The sequence below is a fragment of the Pseudoalteromonas sp. Scap25 genome (assembly GCF_013394125.1).
GTDB lineage: Bacteria > Pseudomonadota > Gammaproteobacteria > Enterobacterales > Alteromonadaceae > Pseudoalteromonas.
The window spans coordinates 2,667,539-2,690,910 of the sequence record NZ_CP041327.1; the positions used below are offsets into that span (position 1 = coordinate 2,667,539).

A 23,372-nucleotide genomic window follows, 5' to 3' on the forward strand; every position below is an offset into this window, starting at 1 on the left:
CTTAAGTCGGGCTTTGATGCGTTATATCATTAGATATATGGATTAGTGAGCATGCGCATCACTAGACCCTTTAGGATTACGAATACCTTCAACCATTTCTTGAATTTCAACTGGTGTCGGTTGAGTCATTTTCATAACACCTGCAGCTACTGCAAAGTTAATGATCATGCCTACTAAACCAATCCCTTCAGGTGAAATACCTAAGAACCAATTTTCTGGGCTATTAAGCTCTGGACTCACAAACTTGAAGTAAATGATGTATGCAGCAGTAAAGGTGATACCCGTTACCATGCCTGCAATTGCACCATGTTTATTCATTGATTTAGAGAAAATACCCATAATAATTGCAGGGAAGAAGCTCGCCGCTGCTAAGCCGAAGGCAAAGGCAACAACCGAGGCCACAAATCCTGGCGGGTTAATCCCAAAGTAAGCGGATATTACAATAGCAATCATCGCTGCCAACCTCGCTGCAAGTAATTCTTGCTTGTCGGTTATATCCGGTTTAAGTGTCCGTTTAAGTAAATCGTGCGATACTGAGGTTGAAATAACCAATAGTAAGCCCGCTGTAGTAGATAGTGCCGCGGCAATACCACCTGCTGCAACGAGTGCAATAACCCAGGCTGGTAAGTCGGCTATTTCAGGATTCGCTAGTACCATAATATCGCGGTCAACATTTACTTCGTTTGCGCTATTAGGATCAGTGATTTTACCTGATGTGTAGAACATTTTGCCGTCACCATTTTTATCATTAAAGGTGATTAGGCCTGTGCGTTCCCAGTTTTTGATCCAAGCTGGTGCCTCTGCATACGCTGTACCACTTCCGTCTTTACCATTAATTGTATCAATCATGTTTACACGGGCAAACGAAGCTACTGCAGGTGCTGTTGTGTAAACAATAGCAATAAACACCAGTGTCCATGCTGCTGAAATACGTGTGTCTTTAACGCGAGGTACAGTGAAAAAGCGAACAATTACGTGTGGTAAACCAGCAGTACCCACCATAAGAGCACCTGTAATTGCAAATACATCAATCATGCTCTTTGAGCCTTCAGTGTATTGGCCAAATCCAAGCTCGGTACTTAAACCATCGAGCTTATCAAGTACATACATACCTGAGCCATCACTTAGCGTGGCACCAAAGCCTGTTTGTGGAAAAAAGTGACCTGTTGCCATCATAGAGATAAAAATAGCCGGTACTAAATAAGCAAATACCAGTACACAATACTGCGCAACTTGCGTGTAAGTAATACCTTTCATGCCACCAAGTACGGCATAGAAGAAAACAATGATCATACCGATATAAACACCGGTTTCAATTTCAACTTCTAAGAAGCGAGAGAACACTACACCAACACCACGCATTTGACCCGCAATGTAAGTAAAACAAATAAAGATGGCACATAAAATAGCCACTAAACGCGCAGTACGTGAGTAGTAACGGTCACCGATAAAGTCTGGCACGGTAAACTTGCCGAATTTACGTAAGTAAGGCGCTAAACACATAGCCAGTAGTACATAACCACCGGTCCACCCCATTAAGTAAACACTTCCGTCGTAACCCGCAAACGAGATAATACCCGCCATTGAAATGAATGACGCAGCACTCATCCAATCCGCAGCAGTTGCCATACCATTGGCTAGTGGAGGTACACCACCACCAGCAACGTAGAATTCATTTGTGGACCCAGCTCGAGCCCAAATTGCAATACCGATATAAAGCGCAAAGCTTAAACCGACAATTATAAATGTGAGTATTTGAACATCCATTGACTAGCTCCTATTCGTCTACGCCATATTTTTTATCTAACGTATTCATTTTGAAAACGTACACAAAAATCAAAGCCACAAAGGTATAAATCGCGCCTTGCTGGGCGAACCAGAAGCCAAGTTTAAACCCAAAAAAACGTACTTCATTAAGTACATCAACCAGTAATATGCCAAAGCCAAAAGAGACCACAAACCATACTGCTAATAATTTAAACAGTAATGAAATGTTTTCTGCCCAATAAGCTTTTGCTTGTTCTTCATTTTTAAAAGCCATTTTTATTTTCCCCTTTAAACATCACGATTGTGATGGGTGGTTTTTTATATTCGTTAACCAATTTAGCAATGCAATTCAAATATTGAATTGCGACAATAGTCGTAACAACATATTAACGTTTCCGTAAACTGCGCATGATCAATTAATAAACAACTCATGAACCAGTTAAATTTCAGTAGCTTAATAGATTTTTATTGCTCAAACTTTTAGCCAAATTAAAACAAACCGTGGGAATAAGACATTAGTCTAACTAAATAGACAAAAACAAATTAACCCTTAAATATCATAGTTTTATTTTATTTATAGATAACATAAACAAAATGTATACCCCCTACTTTATTTGCAGCTAGGTATTGTTAATAAGCAAACTACTTCAAACTCCAACTGGCGCTCGCATCTTGAAATAGTTTGGGTATAGTTATGACAAATTATAAAAACACTCTACGAGGTTAAATAAACATGACAGCTGTACTACTCATTGTTGCCTTTGGCTACATAGGCGTGCTGTTTTGGCTGGCAAATTGGGGTGATAAGACCACCCCACTTGCCAAGCGTATTAGTCATCACCCATTTGTGTATTCATTTGCATTGGGAATTTATTGTACTTCGTGGACTTACTATGGCTCGGTAGGCACCGCTGCTACTAGTAGTTGGAGCTTTTTGCCTATTTTATTAGGACCCGCCTTACTGTTTTTTTTCGGCCAAGGCTTTTTACGTAAACTGGTATTGGTGAGTAAAAAACAAAATATCACCACTATTGCCGACTTTATTTCAGCGCGTTACGGCAAACGCCAAACCACCGCTATTATGGTGACCATTATTGCCTTATTAGCCACTATTCCTTACATTGCATTACAATTAAAAGCGCTTAGTTCTAGTTTTTTACTTTTGCAAAATAGTAATCAAATATCTGGGGATATTTTGGCGTTATCAGCCACTTTAATGATGGCACTATTTGCTATATTTTTTGGCACGCGCAAAGTTGATGTAACCGAGTACCGCTCAGGCTTAATGCTTGCTGTGGCGTTTGAGTCGCTAATAAAGCTGTTTGCTCTGGCTGCTGTAGCAGGGCTTGCAATATATAGCTTATTTAATTTACCCACAGAGGGTTCTAGCCAAGTTGCCGAGTCAATTTGGCTGCATTGGGCGCAGTTTGACTTTTTTAGCTTTAACTTTATAGGTCAGTCACTAATGGCGGCAGCTGCTATAATTTGTTTGCCACGGCAATTTCATGTCACCGTGGTTGATAACCAAGATAAGCGCCATTTATTTACTGCTCGCTGGGCTTTTCCATTGTACTTGTTATTAACCGCAGCAATGATTTTACCTATTGCCACCGCTGCTATTCATCCAGAAATTGGTCGCAGTTTATCACCTGACAGCTTTGTACTGGCACTGCCTATGCTGCACGATAACGCTTTTTTAACCACCTTTGTGTTTATAGGTGGGCTTTCTGCTGCCACAGCCATGATTGTTGTTGCAACACTTACACTAAGCACCATGATCTCCAACGACGTGGTGCTCCCCTTAATGTTGCGCCGTAAATTTAAACGTAATTTAATCACCACCAGCTACAAATCCCGCATTTTATTAGTACGGCGTTTTACCATTGCTGGGGTACTTATTTTAGCCTACTTCTATCAGCAATGGTTTGGTAGTGGCAGTGCGCTAGCCAGTATGGGGTTAGTGGCTTTCTCATTGGTGTCGCAATTATTGCCTGCTATTGTGGGTGGTTTATATTGGCGAAAAGGTCATGCTTATGGTGTTTATGCTGGGCTACTCGCAGGGGTCATTTGTTGGGTGCTATTTTTAATGTTGCCTATTTTAGAAGCCCCTAACCCACTAGACAGTGAGCTGCAACAAACGCTTATAACTAGAGGCACCTTAATCGCGTTGTTTGCTAATATTGGCTGTTACATTAGCTTTTCCTTGGGAGCTGAAGAGCGCTTAATCGATAAAATTCAAGCTGCGGCATTTGTTAATCCTAAAGATCAGGCCATTTTATCTCGTCGCTTAAATAAAAACGTAAAAGCCACCGTATATGACTTTAAAATTTTACTGCAGACCTTCTTAGGCATTCAGCGTAGCCAACAAATTTTATCGCATTACGCACTCCATCATGATTTAAACGACAACAATGCACACCCTCGCGCTGACTTTATTGCCTACTGCGAACGCGCACTAACTGGAGTATTAGGTGCTTCCTCTGCGCAAGCACTTATTCATACAGTATCATCTGGCAAACGAATGGCGTTTGAAGAAGTGGTAAACTTTTTTGATGAAACCACACAAGCACTGCAGTTTAATCAAAACTTACTATTTACCTCACTCGAAAACTTAAGCCACGGACTCTCTGTGGTAGATAAAGATCTCAACCTCGTTGCTTGGAATAAGCGCTACAGCGAAATGTTTAACTACCCTGAGGGTTTTTTACAAGTTGGCCAGCCCATTGAAGAAATAATACGGTATAACGCAGAGCGCGGTGAATGCGGCCCCGGTGAAATTGATCGCCATGTTGATAAGCGGGTTCAGCATTTAAAAAATGGCAGCTCACATCACTTTATTCGTCATCGTCGAAATGGCCAGGTTTACGAAATGATAGGCAACCCACTACCTGATGGGGGGTTTGTAACGAGTTTTTCTGATATTACTAATCATATTAGTACGCAAAATGCGCTCGAAGAAATTAATATGGACTTAGAAAACCGCATTGAAGCGCGCACCCAAGAAGTGCAAACCATTAATAGTAGCCTGCAAGCACAAATCGATAGTCGCGTACAAACAGAGCAAGCACTTACTTTAGCTAAACGTGAAGCTGAGCAAGCGAATGATAGTAAAACTCGCTTTTTAGCACTGGCCAGCCATGATATATTACAACCGCTCAATGCGGCACGATTATATCTCGCCGCCATTGATGAAACTCAATTAGATAGCACCAATAAAAATAACTTTAATAAGCTAGGTGATAGCCTCGATTCCACCGTGCATTTAATGTCGGCTTTATTAGAAATTGCCAAGCTAGAGCAAGGGGCAATGACCCCAAATCCTCGTCACTTTTACATTGATGATATTTTAGATCCCCTTAAAAGCGAATATGCGATTTTATCGAGCGATAAAGGACTCTCATTTAAAGTACGTTCAAATAAACAAATAGTACACAGCGACATTACTTACTTGCGCCGAATACTACAAAACTTACTGTCAAATGCGATTAAATACACGGAAAATGGCCGTGTATTAATTGCCTGTAGAAACAGAAAGCACAGTTTACGGATTGAAGTATGGGATACCGGCCCTGGTATTAGCGACATTGAACAAGCAAAAATATTTAACGACTTTTACCGAATTGAAGCTAGCGACAATAAAGGCGTTGGCTTAGGTTTAGGGGTGGTTAAACGTATGGCTGATTTATTGAGCCTGCCGATTGATGTGGTTTCATTACCTAATAAAGGCAGCCGATTTAGCATTGAAGTGCCTTATGGTGATGCGCAATTAGTACAGCAAAAACAATCCAGTCAAAATATAGTCGACAACCGCGCCGCGATAAATATTATTGCCGTTGACGACGACCCTGAAAACCTTGCAGCCATGGCTAGCCTATTAAAGCGCTGGCAGGCAAATTACACCCTATTCGATAAAGTGGACGCGGTGTTAACTTATGCAAAAGAACAGGGCGCACCTGATGTTATTTTAATGGACTATCAGTTAGGTAATGATTGGGATGGCATTACTTTAATTAAAGCGCTACGCGAGATTTGGCAAAGCGATATTCCGGCTATATTAATTACCGCAGTGCGAGACACTGAGCTAAAACAAATCACCAAAGCCGAAAATATTCATTATCTGAGTAAACCAGTAAAACCTGGTAAGCTTAAAGCACTGCTGAACCACAGCACTTAACGATTAATAAGAGCTTAAGCCCAGTAAGTACTGGGCTTGAACTTAACTATGAATGCGCTCTCTGAGTTTTTGGAATAACCAACTAAGCCCTACCAGCGACAACCCTAAACCAATGAAGGACAATGCTTTTAGAAGTCCCGTTAAATTTGCCATATCTATTAAAAACACCTTAACAATTACAGCGCCAAGAATACCTAAACCAACATTTTGCAGTAACCGTTGCTGCTTTAAATGCCCGGCTATCACTACCAGCGCGCCGAGTAATAACCAAATAACCGAATAGCTATATAGCTCGGCGTCACTGGTTGCTTTATCAAGATAAATGAAGCCACCTTGCCAATATTGACGGATCAAGCTGTTGATAGCTAACAGGGCTAATAAACCAGACACACCGAGTGTAATTTGACTCAATTTAGCATTTAACGGTTTAACTAAACTCGCTAACCATAACGCCAGCAGGCTCGGGACCAACCAAATTAAAAGTATCCAGTTAAATATTGGTGTTTCACCAACATAAAGACGCATTAATAACGGATTATCATCCAACGTTGTATTGATTAACAACAAGCCAGCTAACGCTGATAAAATAAAACCTGCAGTGCGATATAGCTTGCCCAGCTGCCCTGCACTTTGCGCGCGATATAAATAAACGCAGCCTAAAGCAAGCAAGTTACAACTGAGCAAAACTTGCTCATAAAAACTTAAAGAAAACAGCTGAGGGTAGTGCCCTACCAGTTGATAACTGGTTTCGGTTGTCACAAATAACGCTAAACAATGCAGTGCTGCTCCTTCAAGCCATATTTTTAGTTTTGAAGTATTAAAACATTTAGCCGCTGCAAAAAATAACCCAATACACAGCGGGTAAACAACTAAACTCCAATGCAAACCAAATATGCTTAGCTCATCATAACTAGGCGTCCACGGCGATAAGGTAAGGCGTAAAAGTAATGCCGCCACAAGGGCTTTTATTGGCCAGTGTGGCATAGCCACATTGTATTTTTTTATCAGTAAGCTCAGCAGTAATACTTGAACAGCCAGAGCAATGGTAAGGCCACTATCACTCAGTAACATCGTAATTGCTAAGGTAATATTGGCGTTTGCCCCCACCCAATAACTAAAGCGCTGCCATAAGGTTGTATTATTTTGCGTAAATTTAATTAACACGGCACTCATTAAACATAGCAATACCGCCCAAAGAGGGTAAGCGGTTGCTAAAGCCGTGTTTGGGATCATCGCATACAAAGTGCCAACTAATGCAAACATGCTTAATGAAGCAAGCAAATGAAAAGCTAATCGTTTTGGGTATTTATTACCAAAATAGAGTCCATAGCCACTTAGCCCCAGAGCAAGTAATAAGCCTAGCCCGTATTCGTTTTTAAAAATGAATAACGCGTCATTAAAGGCATAAGTTTGTTTAGCACTGACCACTAATAACAGTGCAATTAATAAAGAGACAGCCTGCCATGCATCCCAACGGCTATTTTTTAGCACTAAAAATAGTAACAAAGCGATGCTTAATAACGCCACGATTTGCCATTGTAAATTAAACACACTCAACAGCATGGCAATCATTAAAGGAGCAATAAAGGCCAGTAACAAACCGTGGTCTGGAAATAAATTAACTAACCGTTTAAAGCTGTGCGGGCGTACTTCAAGGGTGTTAAAGCCCAAGCCTAAGCGTGCAATAGCGATTAATCCTAAAATACTTAACAACGCAAAAGCGCCTATTAACCACACTGTGTCGTAGTTAAATAGAGTGAGTCCAACCAAGTACCAGCCAATATGCCCTACCCATAGTAAATACCACAGCCAAATACGCTTTACTTTATGTGCCACAACTGCTGCGGCAACACTCACAAGGGCAACATAAATAAGCAAAGAAAATAACTGCCCACTGCCCGTATTTACCCAAATAGGAACACTGTAAGCGCCTATAATGCCTATTACAGCAAGTAAAGGGCCTAACTTTATTGCCATTACACTAGCACACACAGCAATAACTGCTAAGCCAATAAATGCCCACTCAGCACTTAGCATGCTAAAGCTGTTATAAGCTAAAAACATTAAGGCAAAACAAGTCATAAAGCCGCCACTGGCAAGGGCTGCAGGAATGTAATTATTAAAGCCTTCAAAAACGATGCGTTTATAATGTAAATAATACGCTGCTGCGATTAAGCCAATGCCAAATAATCCACCGGCACTGAGCCTCATTGCAGGTGAAAGTAGCCCAGCCTCTAAACTGTATTTTGCTAAAAACACGCCACCTAAAGCCAAAGCAATAGCACCAATCCAGGTCATCCAATTTTTCTCGAAGCCTGCACGTAATTGTTTAAAAAGCAGTTCAATACTCGATGGTTTTTTAGTTATCGTTTTACGAGGTGGTGGAGGTTTAATGCTTACTGGTTTATTAACAGCAGCAGGAATATCTGAGCGGTTTAGAGGTATTGCGTTATCTACTTGAGGGTCAGCGGAGGATTTTTCATTTTTTGCTACATTTTGATTTGACTCAAACTGTAATAGTTTTAGTTTTAATACTGCAACCTCTTGTTTAAGGGTGTTCAATTGCACTAAGGCCACTAATCCACAAATAGCCCCTGCAACAATCGCAATAGATACAATAATTGCTAATCCGATTAACTCATCCATACAGTCCCTTTTTTACCTCGCAACAGAAGTCCCCAAAAATAGCACAAGCGAAATCTATTTTATAAAATTACTATGTTTAAGCAACCTCAAGGCGATCACGGCCTGCTTTTTTAGCTCGGTATAATGCCTGATCTGCACGTTTCATTACATTTTCAAAGCTCTGATCGCTACTACGGTGCGCAATACCGATACTAACCGTTAAAGAACGCTGATTTTGTACTGTAATAGTACGAGCAGTTTCTAGAATAGTCTGCGCAAAGTTAAGCACTTCATCAAGCTCATAACTAGGTAAGTAAGCGGCGAACTCCTCACCGCCTATGCGAGCAAAAATATTTTCATTTTTAAAAAGATGATTCACTTTATCTGCGAACTGTTTAAGCACCTGATCGCCCACATCATGGCCAAAATCGTCATTAATACGTTTGAAATGATCAAGATCTATGATTAAAACAGTGTAAGGATTATTAACAACCTCCTTCACATGCTGATAAAAACAGCGTCGGTTATACACTTTAGTTAAATCATCTATGATAAATTCTTGCGCTAACCGAGTGTGCATTCGCTGCATAAAGTGCATGGTTTTAAATAAACCATAAACAGTAATTAACATACCCAATGTGCGACATAAATCCTCTACGTAATTGCTTATCCAAAGAGGCTGATGTATTACTTCATCAAGCACATCGGCAGTAGATGCTACAATCCATAACATTAAACCGATACTGACATACACGTAGGCTTTTTTAGCTAATTGTGAACATTGCACCATAAAGAAAATTGTAAAAATAACCACTAAGTTAATAAAGTCAGTGGTAAAGCCGTAAAGATTTTGCTTGAAATCCAATAAAGGAAAGCGCATTAACGAAAAAATTGAAAAGCCAATAATAAATGCCAGCATAGCTAAAATTAACAGTTTGTTTAATCTGGTAATTTTTACAAAGCGGCTGAGCTTAAGGCTCACTTTTTCCGGATTCATCATAGGCTGTATTTAAACTTATTATTGTTGCTAAAAACTATACCATAAACTAAAACTGATTAATTTAAATTAATGTGCTAACACCCCAGCCAATCGCAACTAAAATAGTTAACCCAATCATGGTCTTAGTTTTGTGCTTGCTGATAATACGCTCAGCTTGATTGCCCGCATAATACACCACGATTGCCAAGCCGAAATAACGTATAGAGCGAGCAATAGCGCTTGCTAATAAAAACAGCGCCAGCGAATACTTAGTTGCGCCAGCGGCCAGCATCGCAATTTGAAACGGAATAGGCACGATACCTAGGCTTAACACAAACCAAAATCCTTGTGCCTGCATTTTTTGTTTTACGTTTTCAAACTGCTCAGGGCTTGAGAATGTGTTGATAACCCAATCGCCAATGATATCAAATAAGTAATAGCCTAAAGCATAGCCAAATAACGCACCTACAATACAGCCTAGTGTTGCCATTAGGGCAATTTGCCAAAGCTTTTCCCGTCGTGCTTGCATAAGTGGTACCAGCACTGCCTCGAGTGGAATGGGAACTATGGTGGATTCTAAAAATGAGGCAATAGTAATCCCACCCAGCATATTTTTAGACTCAATAAACTGACGTGTTTTTTGCTTGAGCTTTTTTTGTATAGCCATAAACGTCCTGTTAGCAATTAGGTAAGTGACTAAATCATCTCATAATAAGGTTAATGCTACCTGAAGAAATACAGTCAACATAGTAATCATTATAAGACTGCTTTATTATCTTTATATACCATTATACTTTTAAAATTTTCACAATATGCAAACTGCCCGCTACATTCCCTTTAGAAAACACGACATCATTACAATGTGCGCCAAAGAGCTTAATAAAGACCAACAAACTTCTTTTAAGCAGCTTTGTGAACTTTTAGCCAGCTTAATTCACTTTCATTACCATGGCACACTTGAGTCATTAAAAAATAATTACGCGCCTTTTGATCCAAATAGCGATACTCGTTTGATAAACAGCGTGACTGATGAACAAAAAGCGCAGTGCCAACGTGATTTTGCTAAAGATTTTGCCAAAGTTCTAAACGCGGCTAATTTTGAAGTGATCACCCATCAAGACCTACAAGATGCACTAAACGAAGAATCACTATTTAAAGTGCGCCTTGAGGTAGAGTTTGAGGATTTTGAAGAAGTGGTTTTTTATCGCCGTGGCGAGTCGCAACTCACCGAAACCATAACCAGTTTTTGGGGGTTACGTAAAAAGCCACTGCATTTTACCAACTACGATCGCGTAGCAGTATTTATCCGTTTTAAAGACAAATCCTATTTTGAATCAAAAAATAAACTACCTATGGGGTTTGAGCCCAGCTCAACCATAGTAAAACTATTTCAAAATGTGCCAAAAGCTGACTTAGAAATGCTATTTCCTAATAGCGAAGTACGCATGCGCCCTATTGATAAAGTGATTATTGGCTCATCGGCACTTATTGGCGGTGCGGTAGTATTAGTTACCAAACTGGGCGCCTCATTACTTTTACTGTTTGCTTTGTTTACATTTTGGGGAGGGTTTAGTGATAAAGCCGTTACCATGACTCAGCAGCACTTTATTACGTTAGCCATTGGTATTGGAGTATTTGGCAGTTTTGTGTTTAAAGAGTGGAGTAAATTTAAAAACCGTAAAATTAAATTTATGAAAGCACTGAGCGATAATCTTTACTTTAAAAACCTTGATAACAACGCCGGTGTTTTTCATACCCTTATAGACGCCGCCGAAGAAGAAGACATAAAAGAAGCTCTGCTTGCCTATACATTTTTACTAAAATCAGAAAGTGGCTTAAGCGCACAAATGCTTGATGAGCAGATAGAGACGTGGTTTAAAACAAAGTATAAATGCGAGCTAGATTTTGAAATTAGCGATGCGCTTGAAAAGCTTAAACGCATGCATTTAGTAACTTGCACAAACACCCTATATAACGCGATAAATCTAGAGCACGCAAAAGCCATATTAGATGAGCGCTGGGATAACCTATTTCAATATAACTAAGCAACTCCTTACTTAACAAAAAAGCAGCTGACACTTCAGCTGCTTTTTACGTTATTACCTAATTTAGGCTGTTTGCTGCTTTTCAAATTTTGCATGCACTAATTTATAAAGTGCTGGTAAAATTAACAACGTGAGCAAAGTGGATGACATAATTCCACCTACCACCACGGTTGCCAAAGGCCGTTGTATTTCAGCGCCGGTACCGGTATTTAGCGCCATAGGAATAAACCCTAAACTAGCCACAAGCGCGGTCATTAGCACTGGGCGTAATCGCTGTAATGCCCCGCTATGTATTGCATGGTATAAGCTTAATCCCTCATTTCGTAACTGCTTAATAAACGACAGCATCACCACACCGTTTAATACCGCAACCCCACTTAGAGCAATAAATCCCACACCCGCTGAAATAGAAAGCGGCATATCTCGTAGCAATAATGCTAATACCCCACCGGTTAGTGCCAGTGGTACGCCACTGAATATAATCAGTGAATCACGCAGCGAGCCAAAGGCACTATAAAGTAAGCCAAAAATAAGCAATAAAGTCACAGGCACTACCAACGACAAACGCTTACTCGCCGATTGTAATTGCTCAAACGTACCGCCGTATTCAAGCCAATAACCACTGGGTAGGTTAAGTTGTGCGTTCATAGTCGCTTGGGCATCGCTTACAAAGCTGGCTAAATCGCGTCCTGTTACATTCGCTGTTATTACCACATTGCGCTTGCCGCTTTCGCGATTTATTTGATTAGGGCCTTTTTCAATACTGATTGTAGCCACTTCTCCAAGCGGTACAAATGCAAGCTCAGGGTTACTACTTTTAGGTAACGCAATAGGTAAACGCGCAAGCGCAGAGACATCATCAGACCAACGCTTATCTAAGCGTACTAATAACGAAAAGCGCTTATCACCCTCATAAATTAGCCCTGTTTGCACCCCACCAACAGCAGCGGCAAGGGTTTGTTGAATGTCGTTTACGGTTAATCCTAATAGCGCCATATGGTCTCGCATTGGGGTAACAGAAAGTGTGGGCAAGCCCTCCATTTGCTCTAAACGAACATCAGTAGCACCGGTAATATTTCGCATTAAACCAGTGGCTTTTTCGCCAAACTGTTTAAGTATGGCTAAATCGTCACCGTAAATACGCAGCGCTACATCGGCACGCACACCGGCAATTAACTCATTAAAGCGCATTTCTATAGGCTGGGTAAATTCATAGTTATTACCCGGTACCTCATTCACACGATGACGAATTTGCTGCACTAACGCGTCTTTACTTAGTGACGGATCAGGCCATTGCTCACGCGGCTTTAACATTAAAAAAGTGTCGGCAACGTTAGGTGGCATAGGATCGCTGGCGACATCTGCTGTGCCAATCTTTGAAAATACGTTCGCAATTTCAGGCTGCTCTAATAAAGCCTGCTCCAACTGCTTTTGCATTTGCACCGATTGTTCAATACCGGTGCCAGTAATACGCAACGCATGCATTGCAATGTCACCTTCATCTAGCTGCGGTAAGAATTCGGCGCCCATATTTTTAACTTTAAAGCCAAGCACTAATACCAAAACAGTGGCAATACTCACCATCAGCCACGGTAATTTAAGCGATAAGTTAAGCAGTGGCTTGTAGATTTTTTTAACGCCACGCATTACTGCGTTTTCGCTTTCATCTACTTTACCACGCACAAATACGGCAATAGCCGCTGGCACAAAGGTGACAGCAAAAATAAGTGCACCTATTAACGCGGCAACCACGGTAAACGCCATAGGCTGAAACATTTTGCCCTCAACACCACTGAGCGCAAATAGCGGTAAATACACCAACATAATAATTAAAATACCAAATACTGCGGGGCTAAACACTTCTTTGGTGGCTGAAGTTACAACCTCTAAACGCTCACTGAGCGTAAGTAAGCGGCCATGTTTATGTTGAGCCATCCCTAATTGACGAAGGCAGTTTTCAACCACAATCACCGCGCCATCAACAATTAATCCAAAATCGATTGCACCTAAGCTCATTAAGTTACCCGAGACTCGATTGCCCACCATGCCTGTAATAGCAAATAGCATACTCAGCGGAATAACCATGGCGGTAATAAGCGCACCAGTGATATTCCCAAGCAATAACAACAGAATGACGATAACCAATACCGCACCTTCAAACAGGTTTTTTTGTACTGTGGCGATGGTTTTATCAACCAGATTGGTGCGGTCATAAACAGGCTCAATAATAACCCCTGCAGGTAAACTTTTTTGTACTTGTATAAGCTTATCAGCCATGGCTTTGGCAACCACACGGCTATTTTCACCAATTAGCATCATCGCCGTGCCTAATACGGTTTCCTCGCCATTATAGGTAGCCGCGCCAGTTCTGAGCTCTTTTCCTAAGTATACATTTGCCACGTCCTTAATTCGCACAGGAGCATCATCACGCTTAGCAATAACGGTGTTTGCTATATCCGCTAATGTTTTTAATTGCCCAGGGGAGCGCACTAAATATTGGCCGTCAAAGCGCTCTATATAACCGGCTCCGCGATTGCTGTTATTAAGCTCAAGTGCACTGATAACATCGTTGATTGTTAGCTTATAAGCGATGAGCTTTTCTGGTATGGGCGCAACTTGGTACTGGCGCTCAAAGCCACCTTGGCTGTTTATTTCGGTTACGCCTTTTACTTTTAAAAGCTGCGGACGAATAACCCAGTCTTGTAAAGTACGTAAATCTTCGGCGCTGTAAGGCATACCATCACTTTTTAACGCATTGGGTTTTGCATGCACGCTATAGGTAAATATTTCACCTAAACCACTGGCAATAGGTCCAAGGTTTGGCTCAACATTATTAGGTAAATCGGCGCGAATACTTTGAATACGCTCTCCAATTTGTTGACGCGCCCAATAAATATCGGTGCCTTCATCAAAAATAATGGTTACTTGAGAAAGCCCATAGCGAGAAAGCGAACGGGTATAATCAAGCTTAGGAATACCCGCCATCGCTGTTTCGACTAAGTAAGTGATACGCTGCTCAACTTCAAGCGGCGTAAAACCAGGCGCTTTAGAGTTAATTTGCACTTGTACATTGGTAATATCGGGTACAGCATCTACCGCTAAGTTTTGGATGTTATACACACCAAACCCAGCAAATAAAAATGTCAGTGCCAGTACCATCATGCGGCGTTTAACCGCAAAAGAAACAATCCAGTTAATCATGGTACCTCCTAGTGAGCGTGACTTGCGCCGCTTTTTAAAATATCGGCTTTGATCACATAGCTATTGGTTGTGACGTACTCGCTACCTGGGCTTAAACCCGCAATGACTTCTACCCACTCGCTACTTTTTGCGCCTAAAGTAACAGGGCGCACTTCAAACACACTATCTTTACGCACAAACACACTCGCCATACCGTTAAACTCCTGAATAGCCTCAGGCTTTACACGCACGTTAGCATTAACCTTATCGATACTGACATCACTATTAACATGCATACCTGGACGCCAATGACCATCAGGGTTATTAAGCTCAATACGAGCACGTGCAATATGCCCGCCAGTCATCATAGGTGCTATAAAAAACACCTTACCTTGGGCATTTAAATGATGATGTAAATCGTACACGACAGCGCTTTGACCAATGGCTAGGTTTTCAATATTTTCAGGAAAGGCTGAGAGCTCAACCCATACTTTATCAAGGTTCACGACTTGCATTAGCGCACGAGTACTTGCCAGTTCGCCACGCTTTAAATATTGTTCGGTTACCACACCGCTAATAGGGCTTTTAATGCTGTAGTTTTGCAAAGTTTCGCGATTGGTGACGCTGGCCAGTACATCGCCTTTTTGAACGTTTTGACCAATACTGACAAAAATATCGCTGATCAATCCGGTATATGGCGCCATAATTTCTACTGTGCCATGCTGTGTAGGTGTAATAACACCGAACAGCGTGTCGGAAATATCAACCTCGCCGCTTTGTGCTATCTCCGTTTTAATGCCCGCGCCTTTAATTGCTCGCTCGCTCAGCACAGTTTGGCCTTCGTGCTGAGAGTACTCAAAGCTGACGCGTTCACCTTTATAATTAGCAGTAATTAAAAGCTCAAACGAATGTGGCTCATTTATAGGTTGCGTGCTAACAAGGTACTCATTCTCACGGGTAAACTGTATTTTTTGCGGCGTTTCTACTAAGCGTTTTAAGTTTATTTCTATACTTAAATCGTTCACATCTACCGGCTGTTTTTGCTCATAACCATATACGCGCAGCTCAACTTTACCTGCCAATTCTTGCAGCTTTAACTCAAGAGTGAGCTTTTCGTTGGTTAATAAAAAGCCGCCGTGTGGACCTTGTTTTTGGGTTTGCTCTGTTTGGTCATGCTCTGCTGAGGCAAATACATATGTGCTTGTTAAGCTAGCTACAAACGAGAGAAATACTAATAATGCGATAAAAGTGTTGTTCATGATTGAAAAGTCTCAGTTAAAGATTGGCCAGTTAAACGCTCAAGTGCGAGATGGGTCTGATATAACGCTGCATATGTATTAATCAACGCGCGTTTAGAGTCAAAAAGGGCTTGTTGAGCATCGAGCAATTGCAACACCGAAATTTGTCCGCGTTGATAGCTTTTTAAACTTTGCTCAATGAGTGTTTGGGCTTGGGGAATAACTTGCCCAGATAACAACTGTGCCTGTAACATCTTACCTTGGTAATAGGCATACAAAGTACGAACTTGCTGACGTAATTGAACCCGTAACTGTCCTTGCTGCTCACGTAACAATGCTAACTGACTGTTAGCTGCTTCAATATTACCGCTATTTGAGTTACTCAATTGCAATGGCATTGAAAACGAAAACAGCAACGAACTGGTATTGTTTTGCTGGTTGTAGCTCACGCCTGCACCTATATTAATATCGCTTTGCCCATTGGCTTTTTGCAGCGCTAAGTTGGCCGCTTGTTGTAAGTATTGCTGCTGTAACATTGCAAAATCAGGCGCTTGGTTAACCGCATCAAGTAACCCTTGCTCAGATTTAAGCGTTATTAATGTATTAATATTTCCCGCTAAATCCGTGTAATCATGTTGCTCACTCCATAGCTCATTGAGCGATAAACGCGCTCGCTCAAATTCACTATTTAGCTTAGCTTTATCAAGCTCAACTTGGCTAAGCGCATAACGCATGCGGGTTACATCTGCTTGCGATACAGCGCCAGCATCAGCTCGCTGCTTTATTGCTTTAAGTGCTTGGCTTACAACCTGATGCCGCTCGCTATTTAGAGAAAGTAAAGTTTGAAATTTAAGCGCCTCGTAATACCGCTCACCAGTGGTTGCCAATAAGGCTAAACGAGTATTTTGATATTGTATTGCTTGGGCTTTAATGTTTGCCGTAGCGTAATTTATGCGGCTTTGGCGTTTATTCCCAAGCTCTATAAGCTGGCTAAATGCCAAGGTTATTTCAGCACCTTGCACACCACGTGCATCGTTTGTCCCCAGCAGATTTTCAGCTTCTATATTTAAGATAGGGTTAGGCGAAAGTGCAGCTTGAGATTTAAGCGCGCTGAGTATTTTTTGATGATAAGGGTAGCGTTTTAATAGCGGATTTTGTTGCTCGGTATTTATCAACGCTTGTTTTAGAGTTAGTGTTTTAACATTTGCAAACGCACTAAAAGCAGGCAGCGTGCACAGCATCACCACCAGCATAATTGGTTTTTTATTCATATAGCTTGTCCGTTTTTAATCAACAGAGTTCACTTGCAAACCATTTACAACCTACGCAAAAAATAGCGACAGTGTAAAATGCTCAGCAATCTAAAAATGCCTATAACAGCCCATTAAACGCTTACACGTAGGCAGCTAAAAGCACAATAATCAATTGAAATTAAATTAAAAACTAGCTAAATAAATTCGGTGGCGGTACGTCTGGTGGATAATGTAAGCCGTGATAGCATGTCGCTAAAGTTGGTTTACTTTTCTCGGGAGTTATTGAGTGATTTGAGCTGTGGCTATAGCCACTGTGGCAATGCTGGTGGGCATGTATTTCTGTTGTTGGGGCATTATCGCTATCATCAGCAGATGAACCTAGTTGCGATAATGAGCTATTTACGTGGTCAACGTCTTCTTGTAAATGGTACGCGGCGCCGTCACAGCTTATAAAGCTATGCACAAGCACAAGTAACATTACAATTAAAAAACGATTTGAACGCACAGTTAAACGAGTTCCCTATTGAAACACACGATTAGATAAGCTCATTACTCATCTATATATTATTTTCTTCAATACTGTACCTGAAAACATCAAAAAAAGTAATGCAGCAAAATAAAATTTTATTTCATTCAATCTTATTTTGCTGCAAAAAGCCGCTAGCAAATGTTAACGGTCGAGATTAATCATTATTAAGCAACCGCTTGTTCTAAAATTTCACGGCTTTCTTTTAACGTAATAGCTTGGTTTTCTCCAAGGGCAACCATGCCATGCGCTTCAAGCTTGCCAATAATATTATCAATGGCAGCCGCTTTGTCATCACCATGCTCAGTAAGCTCAGTTGCTACGTCAAGGCTATGGTAAAACGCTTCAATCGCTTGAATTGTTTGCTCTGCTAAATCGTCTGTTTGTGCAAGACCAAATACGTTTTTGCCCATTTGTTCTAGTTTTGCTTTTTTAACTGCAAATTGATTTCGCAGTAAAGAAGGCTGAACAATAGCCAGTGAACGGGCATGATCAACGCCGTAAGCAGCTGTAAGCTCATGGCCAATCATGTGGGTTGCCCAATCTTGTGATACGCCAGAACCAATTAAGCCGTTAAGTGCTTGGTTTGCGGCCCACATAAGGTTTGCACGCCATGCATCGTCTTGGTTTTCAAAGTTATCACCCAATGTTTTAAGCGCTTTTAACAGTGCCTCTGCATAACCTTCTTGAACAAGTGCACCTTCTGGGAATGTTAGGTACTGCTCACACGTATGTACCCATGCATCTACTAAACCATTTACAAGCTGGCGCTGCGGTAATGTTTTCATTACATCAGGGTCCATAATGGCAAATTTTGGTAATACTTCTGGAGATGCAAACGGTAGTTTTTGCTTCGTTGCTTCTTTGCTTACTACTGAATTTTGATTAGACTCAGAACCGGTTGCAGGCAATGTAAGTACCGCACCAATAGGTAATGCGCTGGTAATTGTATGCTTACCTGTAGGGATATCCCAACCTTCGCCATCATATACAGCAGATGCTGCAATGTATTTAACGCCGTCAATTACAGAGCCGCCGCCTACACCTAAAACGAAATCGATATCTTGTTCTTTACAAATTTTTACTGCTTGGTCTAGCACTTCAATTGTTGGGTTGGCACCTACGCCCGAAAACTCTACCCAATCAAAACCTTCAAGTGCTGCTGCAACTTCATCGTATACGCCGTTCTTTTTAATAGAACCGCCACCGTACACAACTAATACTTTTTGATCTTTTGCGATCAAATCAGTAAGTGCGGCAATTTGTTGCTGACCAAATTGAATTAAAGTGGGATTTACGTAGCTAAATTTCATTATTTTGCTCCTAAAGGGGACGGTTAATTACTAAGCACCTTATCAATTCTTAAATAAATAAAGTGTTGATAGATGCATAATAATGGCATAGCGCATATATAAAAAGCCTAATAACTGCCAAAAGCTTGCCTAAAACTATCAGTGTTGTTATTTTACGCCAAATACCGTTAATTTAAGCCGCCCTTATGACGACCATCGCCACTTTGTTACAACAATACGCAGAGCATAATAAGTTGCTCAGCTTTGAAGGTACCATGGAAACAATTATTCCAGGGGTGTACTTTCATCGCGCCACCAAAAGCTCAGCGCGTCAGCCTCTTATTTATAATTCAGGTATTATTATTGTTGGCCAAGGACATAAAGTTATTCACTTTCCTGAGCATCAAATACAGTATGGTGCAGGCGATTATTTAGTACTGGGAGTGCCCGTACCACTAGAATGTGAAGCGTTTACTGATAACGATTTACCAGTAATGGGTATAGCAATTGATATAAACCCAGCCATGCTGCACAAACTGGTTAACCAAATGATGCAACATAATCCTATTTTAACTCCTTTAACACAAAGCGGAGCCGTCCAAAGTGCCGCTTTAGATATGGCCATGGAGCAAGTCACTCATCGACTGTTAACAGTGTTAAACAATCCACTTGAGGCTGAGGTATTTGGTGGCGATATAGTTAAAGAATTAGTATATAGGGTGCTGTGTGGCCCTCAAGGGCATACCTTAATTGGGCTTGCAATGCATGATGGCCATTACGCGCGCATAGCGCGTACTTTATCAACATTACACAGCGATTACGCAAACCCTATTACCGTAGAGCACTTAGCTGAAGAAGTTAATATGAGTGTGTCATCTTTTCATCGTGCGTTTAAACAAGTTACGTTTGAATCCCCTTTGCAGTATTTAAAAAAAGTACGCTTAGCAAAAGCAAAAGAATTAATAATCACCTCTGGCAGTAAAGCTAACGAGGCCGCATTTAAAGTAGGCTATACTAGTGCGTCACAATTTAGCCGTGAGTTTAAACGACACTTCAATAAAACCCCCAGTGAAATACATGTGTGATTAAAAGTAACCCATTTTTGCACTAAGTCATTATTTAAATACTTAATTACTAGTAAAGCCTACCTGCTTTGTTAGTATGGTTTAGAGTATTCATCCTTTTAGTAGCAATGAATTTTACGATAAAGACAAGAGGTTTTTGAGCATGTTAAGCGCACTGATGATTAGATTTAGCATTTTTATATGCGCTTGTACTATGCTGTTTAGTAGCGTTACTTATGCGCAAGAGCATTGCCAGCTCAATGAAAGAGCAACAAACACATCGGTGTCTTTATCCAAAGAAGTTGTCTCAAATATTAAGCTTAAAAACGGTATTAATCATCTCGAATTAAGCTGTAACTTAAAGCAAGGTGGGGTATTTTCTTTTACTCGCCCTGCACTTACAGACTTTTCGTGGCAGCAAAATTCAGTATATAAAACACCTTTAAAAACCAATCAGATGGCAATTTTAATGGACCAAGGCGTTTTTACTGCACAGCTTACAGTTACTACCTCAGCAGCTTATACCCCACGCTTTAAGTGGTCAGATACACAACCGTTTGTCGAAAAAATACAACGCTATAACCTTATTTTTGGCATTTTTTATGGTCTTTGCGCCACACTTATTTTTTATGCATTAATTATAGGACACGGCATAAAAGACCCTCTTTTTAAACTGTATGGCATTTATATTTTTTGTATCGCTAGTTTTATATTCTTTCAAGAAGGACAGCCTTATTTATTTACACAGCAGTACTACTCTGTGTACGTAAGTCATCTTTACACGTTAAGTATTGGTTTAACTATAGTCAGTGCCACATGGTTTATGAGTGCACTATTAGAGCTACCTAGATACTTTCCAAAGTTAAGCAATACATTAAAAGTTACCGCCTTATGCGTACTGACTTTGTGCTTACAAAAAATAGCGCTCGATCTGCCACTCATAACCAATATTACCTCTGCAGTAACCGGCTATTTATCATTATTTATTGTCATGACTATTTTTATCCTCAGCGCGATACAAACAAAGTACGGTGTCAATGAAGCAAACTTGGTATTTATAGCACTGGCAAGTGTGTTTATTAGTATGACTTTTAGAGTACTACTAACCGATTATAGTCCGTTCATTCAACGCTATGGGTTTGTTATTGCGTTTACAATTGAATCTTTATTACTAGCTATTGCCGTCGGTAGACGAATTCAAAGATTGAGTTATGCAAAAAAACAGGCTGAACGACACGCTAACTTTGATCACTTGTGCCATATATACAATCGTCGTGGGTGGAGCTTAAAAGCAAACGACTTATTGGCAGAGCACAAGCAACGTGGAGGCGTTTTGTGTTTTTTATACATAGATCTAGACCGTTTTAAAGCAATTAATGATACCTATGGCCATGATGTAGGCGACAAAGTACTGTGCAAAGTTGCAGAGTCACTTGGTCAACACATGCGCAGTGAAGATGCTGTTGGCCGCTTAGGAGGCGATGAATTTGTAGCCATGGCATTATTTAATAGCAACGAAAAAATTAACCAGCGAGTTAACACCCTAGAACAACAATTAAACCAGTTAACTATAGAGCATCAGGGCCATACCATTTCCATTTACGCCAGTGTTGGGCAAACTAGCTATACTCAGCCACCTGATAACTTAGACACAGTTTTAAAAGCGGGTGATGAAGCGATGTATAAACAGAAATTGCAAAGAAAGGCAAAGCAGGCTGAAAAAATGGTAGGAACCGCAATTTAAAGGCAAAAAACATGAGCTAGTCAGTAAGACTAGCTCAGCTATAATAGCTAGCTTAATCCTTTTTAAACAGTACCTCAGGATTAACCATGGTTTTCATTTCAAGCACGTTACCGTTGGGATCTTCAATAAAAAAGGTTTCTTGCTCAAACTCATCACCAACAAAACGACGGTAAGGTTTATCTAAATATTCAAGGCCGGCATCAGCAATGCGTTGCTTAAGTCCTTGAAACTCACTTTCTGATAAATGAATACCGAAGTGTGGTACAGCCACTGCGCCCATATCAACGTCGTGACGTACCGTAGGTAAACGCTCAACGCTTTGATGCAGAGTTAACTCGTTGCCCCAAAAATCAATGTCTACCCATCGTCCTGCTTCACTATTGCCGGTTTTACAGCCGAGTACGTCACAGTAAAACGTTTTCGCTTTTTCAAGATCGCCAGCGGGGATAGCCAGATGTAAACAGTTAGACATAAATTACCTTAGGTTATAACTTTTAATATATGAAATATGCCGCATTATACATAATTTGCAATTTATAGAACATCAACACTGTTATTTTTAGTCATTCATTGCATATCGATAATTTTCAACAATAATTCATCTTTTAACAATGGTGTATCGATTTTAGTCTTAAATCACAGTTTTTAACTATTAAAGCTAAAACTGATACATTATGATGTGCGCGCCATGACTAAATTCATACTTTTAAAATTCATTACCTTTTTTATCGGCTGCCTATCGTGTTTTGTAATGCATACCACATTCGCATTGCCTATTGTTGTATCTGCCGGTTTAACGGGGCTTATCGGTTCATTTATTCCATTCCCTGACGATTACAAAAACCATCCCTATTCAGCTATTTATGCAGGCAGTTTTGCCGGTATGTGCTCCACTAGTTTAATAACTGAATACTGGGAAATTGCGGCTATTTCTGCCATTGGGGCTGTTTTGTACACACTCACGATTAACATATTTGCAGGGTTTGGTGGACGATTAGGTAGCATTGCATTTGCTAGTGTCGCCTTATTTGTTTTAGCCAAGGAGTTAATAATATGACGCTTATTTATCCGCTGCTTGCTTTGTTAGGGGCGTTTTTAACCTTTTACTTGGCTAAACATAATCGCTTTGATGGGATCCGAGCCTCTGCAGCTCTATCGATTATTGCCTATTTGATTTTTGCGCAGCTGAGCCTTAACGCTGAGCTATATAGCATCGTCTTTTTTGGCGGCACATTTATTGGAATGAGTGCTCCCCACCGTTTTGGTGTGTATACGCTTGCCAGTTCAGCAATTATATTTTCACTGTTTTTTGCCTATCTAGTGCCTATTCTTGATGGTTTTGGTGGCGCTTTGGGAATTAGTGCATTTCTATCTGTGTGTATTTGCCATGTATTTATTTTACTTGGCGCACCACGCAGTAAAAAAACTAAAATTTAAACGTTTTCTTGAATAAAAATTCAATAAAATCTTACACCTATTAAATTG

17 protein-coding genes are annotated in these 23,372 nt (G+C 40.6%); 6 read left to right on the plus strand and 11 right to left on the minus strand.

Translation table 11 applies throughout. The annotated features are described in order from the left end of the window. Nucleotides 1-42: 42 nt before the first annotated feature. Together FLM54_RS12395 and FLM54_RS12400 are read right to left on the minus strand one after the other, a co-directional pair. Nucleotides 43-1,767 (minus strand): sodium:solute symporter family protein, encoded by a 1,725-nt coding sequence (locus tag FLM54_RS12395; RefSeq protein WP_178956518.1) that lies wholly within the window; start codon nt 1,765-1,767, stop codon nt 43-45. 10 nt (nt 1,768-1,777) lie between these two features. After that, nucleotides 1,778-2,041 (minus strand): DUF4212 domain-containing protein, encoded by a 264-nt coding sequence (locus FLM54_RS12400; protein ID WP_008464847.1) that lies wholly within the window; start codon nt 2,039-2,041, stop codon nt 1,778-1,780. 459 nt (nt 2,042-2,500) lie between these two features. Between FLM54_RS12400 and FLM54_RS12405 the strand changes: the two genes are divergently transcribed. After that, entirely contained in the window at nt 2,501-5,941 is a 3,441-nt protein-coding gene (locus tag FLM54_RS12405) for a PAS-domain containing protein (protein ID WP_178956519.1), read from the plus strand. Between the two features lie 42 nt (nt 5,942-5,983). Here FLM54_RS12405 and FLM54_RS12410 read toward each other — a convergent pair whose 3' ends face one another. The 3 genes from FLM54_RS12410 to FLM54_RS12420 form a co-directional block, all read right to left on the minus strand. Beyond that, complete coding sequence (locus FLM54_RS12410) at nt 5,984-8,587, minus strand: DUF2339 domain-containing protein (RefSeq protein WP_178956520.1); 2,604 nt, start codon at nt 8,585-8,587, stop codon at nt 5,984-5,986. Between the two features lie 76 nt (nt 8,588-8,663). Then, nucleotides 8,664-9,563, minus strand: coding sequence for a GGDEF domain-containing protein (locus tag FLM54_RS12415; RefSeq protein ID WP_178956869.1), 900 nt, complete (start codon nt 9,561-9,563; stop codon nt 8,664-8,666). Between the two features lie 64 nt (nt 9,564-9,627). Beyond that, nucleotides 9,628-10,212 carry a YqaA family protein gene (locus FLM54_RS12420; RefSeq protein WP_010387603.1) on the minus strand — a complete coding sequence of 195 codons (585 nt, stop codon included), beginning with the start codon at nt 10,210-10,212 and terminating at the stop codon, nt 9,628-9,630. Between the two features lie 145 nt (nt 10,213-10,357). Here FLM54_RS12420 and FLM54_RS12425 point away from each other — a divergent pair, with 145 nt between their 5' ends. Next, entirely contained in the window at nt 10,358-11,590 is a 1,233-nt protein-coding gene (locus FLM54_RS12425; RefSeq protein ID WP_178956521.1) for a TMEM143 family protein, read from the plus strand. Between the two features lie 63 nt (nt 11,591-11,653). Here FLM54_RS12425 and FLM54_RS12430 read toward each other — a convergent pair whose 3' ends face one another. The 5 genes from FLM54_RS12430 to FLM54_RS12450 all read right to left on the minus strand — a co-directional run bounded on the left by FLM54_RS12430 (nt 11,654) and on the right by FLM54_RS12450 (nt 19,100). Beyond that, complete coding sequence (locus FLM54_RS12430) at nt 11,654-14,791, minus strand: efflux RND transporter permease subunit (RefSeq protein ID WP_178956522.1); 3,138 nt, start codon at nt 14,789-14,791, stop codon at nt 11,654-11,656. An 8-nt stretch (nt 14,792-14,799) separates the two neighbouring features. Further along, complete coding sequence (locus FLM54_RS12435; RefSeq protein ID WP_178956523.1) at nt 14,800-16,029, minus strand: efflux RND transporter periplasmic adaptor subunit; 1,230 nt, start codon at nt 16,027-16,029, stop codon at nt 14,800-14,802. Then, the gene (locus tag FLM54_RS12440; RefSeq protein WP_178956524.1) at nt 16,026-17,279 is read right to left on the minus strand and encodes a TolC family protein; all 1,254 of its coding nucleotides are present in this window, start codon (nt 17,277-17,279) and stop codon (nt 16,026-16,028) included. The genes FLM54_RS12435 and FLM54_RS12440 overlap by 4 nt, the downstream gene beginning before the upstream one ends. A gap of 172 nt (nt 17,280-17,451) precedes the next feature. Next, complete coding sequence (locus FLM54_RS12445) at nt 17,452-17,766, minus strand: hypothetical protein (protein WP_138608676.1); 315 nt, start codon at nt 17,764-17,766, stop codon at nt 17,452-17,454. Between the two features lie 188 nt (nt 17,767-17,954). After that, the gene (locus FLM54_RS12450; protein ID WP_010387594.1) at nt 17,955-19,100 is read right to left on the minus strand and encodes an iron-containing alcohol dehydrogenase; all 1,146 of its coding nucleotides are present in this window, start codon (nt 19,098-19,100) and stop codon (nt 17,955-17,957) included. 185 nt (nt 19,101-19,285) lie between these two features. Between FLM54_RS12450 and FLM54_RS12455 the strand changes: the two genes are divergently transcribed. Beyond that, complete coding sequence (locus FLM54_RS12455; protein WP_178956525.1) at nt 19,286-20,164, plus strand: AraC family transcriptional regulator; 879 nt, start codon at nt 19,286-19,288, stop codon at nt 20,162-20,164. A gap of 157 nt (nt 20,165-20,321) precedes the next feature. Then, nucleotides 20,322-21,887: a diguanylate cyclase gene (locus tag FLM54_RS12460; protein ID WP_256729570.1), complete on the plus strand. Its 1,566-nt coding sequence runs from the start codon at nt 20,322-20,324 to the stop codon at nt 21,885-21,887. 52 nt (nt 21,888-21,939) lie between these two features. Here the strand turns inward: FLM54_RS12460 and FLM54_RS12465 are convergent, their stop codons facing one another. Continuing rightward, a complete protein-coding gene (locus tag FLM54_RS12465) occupies nt 21,940-22,359 on the minus strand; it encodes a VOC family protein (protein WP_138608683.1) in 420 nt (139 codons plus the stop codon). A gap of 216 nt (nt 22,360-22,575) precedes the next feature. On the opposite strand from FLM54_RS12465, the gene FLM54_RS12470 reads away from it, so the two are divergent. Next, entirely contained in the window at nt 22,576-22,944 is a 369-nt protein-coding gene (locus FLM54_RS12470; protein WP_178956527.1) for a hypothetical protein, read from the plus strand. Next, complete coding sequence (locus FLM54_RS12475; RefSeq protein WP_010387586.1) at nt 22,941-23,324, plus strand: hypothetical protein; 384 nt, start codon at nt 22,941-22,943, stop codon at nt 23,322-23,324. The genes FLM54_RS12470 and FLM54_RS12475 overlap by 4 nt, the downstream gene beginning before the upstream one ends. The last annotated feature ends 48 nt before the right edge of the window (nt 23,325-23,372 follow it).

Excerpts from the sequence above, each read along its gene's own strand:
- FLM54_RS12410 (WP_178956520.1), bottom strand. The coding sequence starts at position 8,587 with ATGGATGAGTTAATCGGATTAGCAATTATTGTATCTATTGCGATTGTT.
- FLM54_RS12405 (WP_178956519.1), top strand. The coding sequence starts at position 2,501 with ATGACAGCTGTACTACTCATTGTTGCCTTTGGCTACATAGGCGTGCTG.
- FLM54_RS12420 (WP_010387603.1), bottom strand. The coding sequence starts at position 10,212 with ATGGCTATACAAAAAAAGCTCAAGCAAAAAACACGTCAGTTTATTGAG.
- FLM54_RS12430 (WP_178956522.1), bottom strand. The coding sequence starts at position 14,791 with ATGATTAACTGGATTGTTTCTTTTGCGGTTAAACGCCGCATGATGGTA.
- FLM54_RS12450 (WP_010387594.1), bottom strand. The coding sequence starts at position 19,100 with ATGAAATTTAGCTACGTAAATCCCACTTTAATTCAATTTGGTCAGCAA.
- FLM54_RS12460 (WP_256729570.1), top strand. The coding sequence starts at position 20,322 with ATGATTAGATTTAGCATTTTTATATGCGCTTGTACTATGCTGTTTAGT.
- FLM54_RS12440 (WP_178956524.1), bottom strand. The coding sequence starts at position 17,279 with ATGAATAAAAAACCAATTATGCTGGTGGTGATGCTGTGCACGCTGCCT.
- FLM54_RS12455 (WP_178956525.1), top strand. The coding sequence starts at position 19,286 with ATGACGACCATCGCCACTTTGTTACAACAATACGCAGAGCATAATAAG.
- FLM54_RS12400 (WP_008464847.1), bottom strand. The coding sequence starts at position 2,041 with ATGGCTTTTAAAAATGAAGAACAAGCAAAAGCTTATTGGGCAGAAAAC.
- FLM54_RS12465 (WP_138608683.1), bottom strand. The coding sequence starts at position 22,359 with ATGTCTAACTGTTTACATCTGGCTATCCCCGCTGGCGATCTTGAAAAA.
- FLM54_RS12470 (WP_178956527.1), top strand. The coding sequence starts at position 22,576 with ATGACTAAATTCATACTTTTAAAATTCATTACCTTTTTTATCGGCTGC.
- FLM54_RS12415 (WP_178956869.1), bottom strand. The coding sequence starts at position 9,563 with ATGAATCCGGAAAAAGTGAGCCTTAAGCTCAGCCGCTTTGTAAAAATT.
- FLM54_RS12425 (WP_178956521.1), top strand. The coding sequence starts at position 10,358 with ATGCAAACTGCCCGCTACATTCCCTTTAGAAAACACGACATCATTACA.
- FLM54_RS12395 (WP_178956518.1), bottom strand. The coding sequence starts at position 1,767 with ATGGATGTTCAAATACTCACATTTATAATTGTCGGTTTAAGCTTTGCG.
- FLM54_RS12435 (WP_178956523.1), bottom strand. The coding sequence starts at position 16,029 with ATGAACAACACTTTTATCGCATTATTAGTATTTCTCTCGTTTGTAGCT.
- FLM54_RS12475 (WP_010387586.1), top strand. The coding sequence starts at position 22,941 with ATGACGCTTATTTATCCGCTGCTTGCTTTGTTAGGGGCGTTTTTAACC.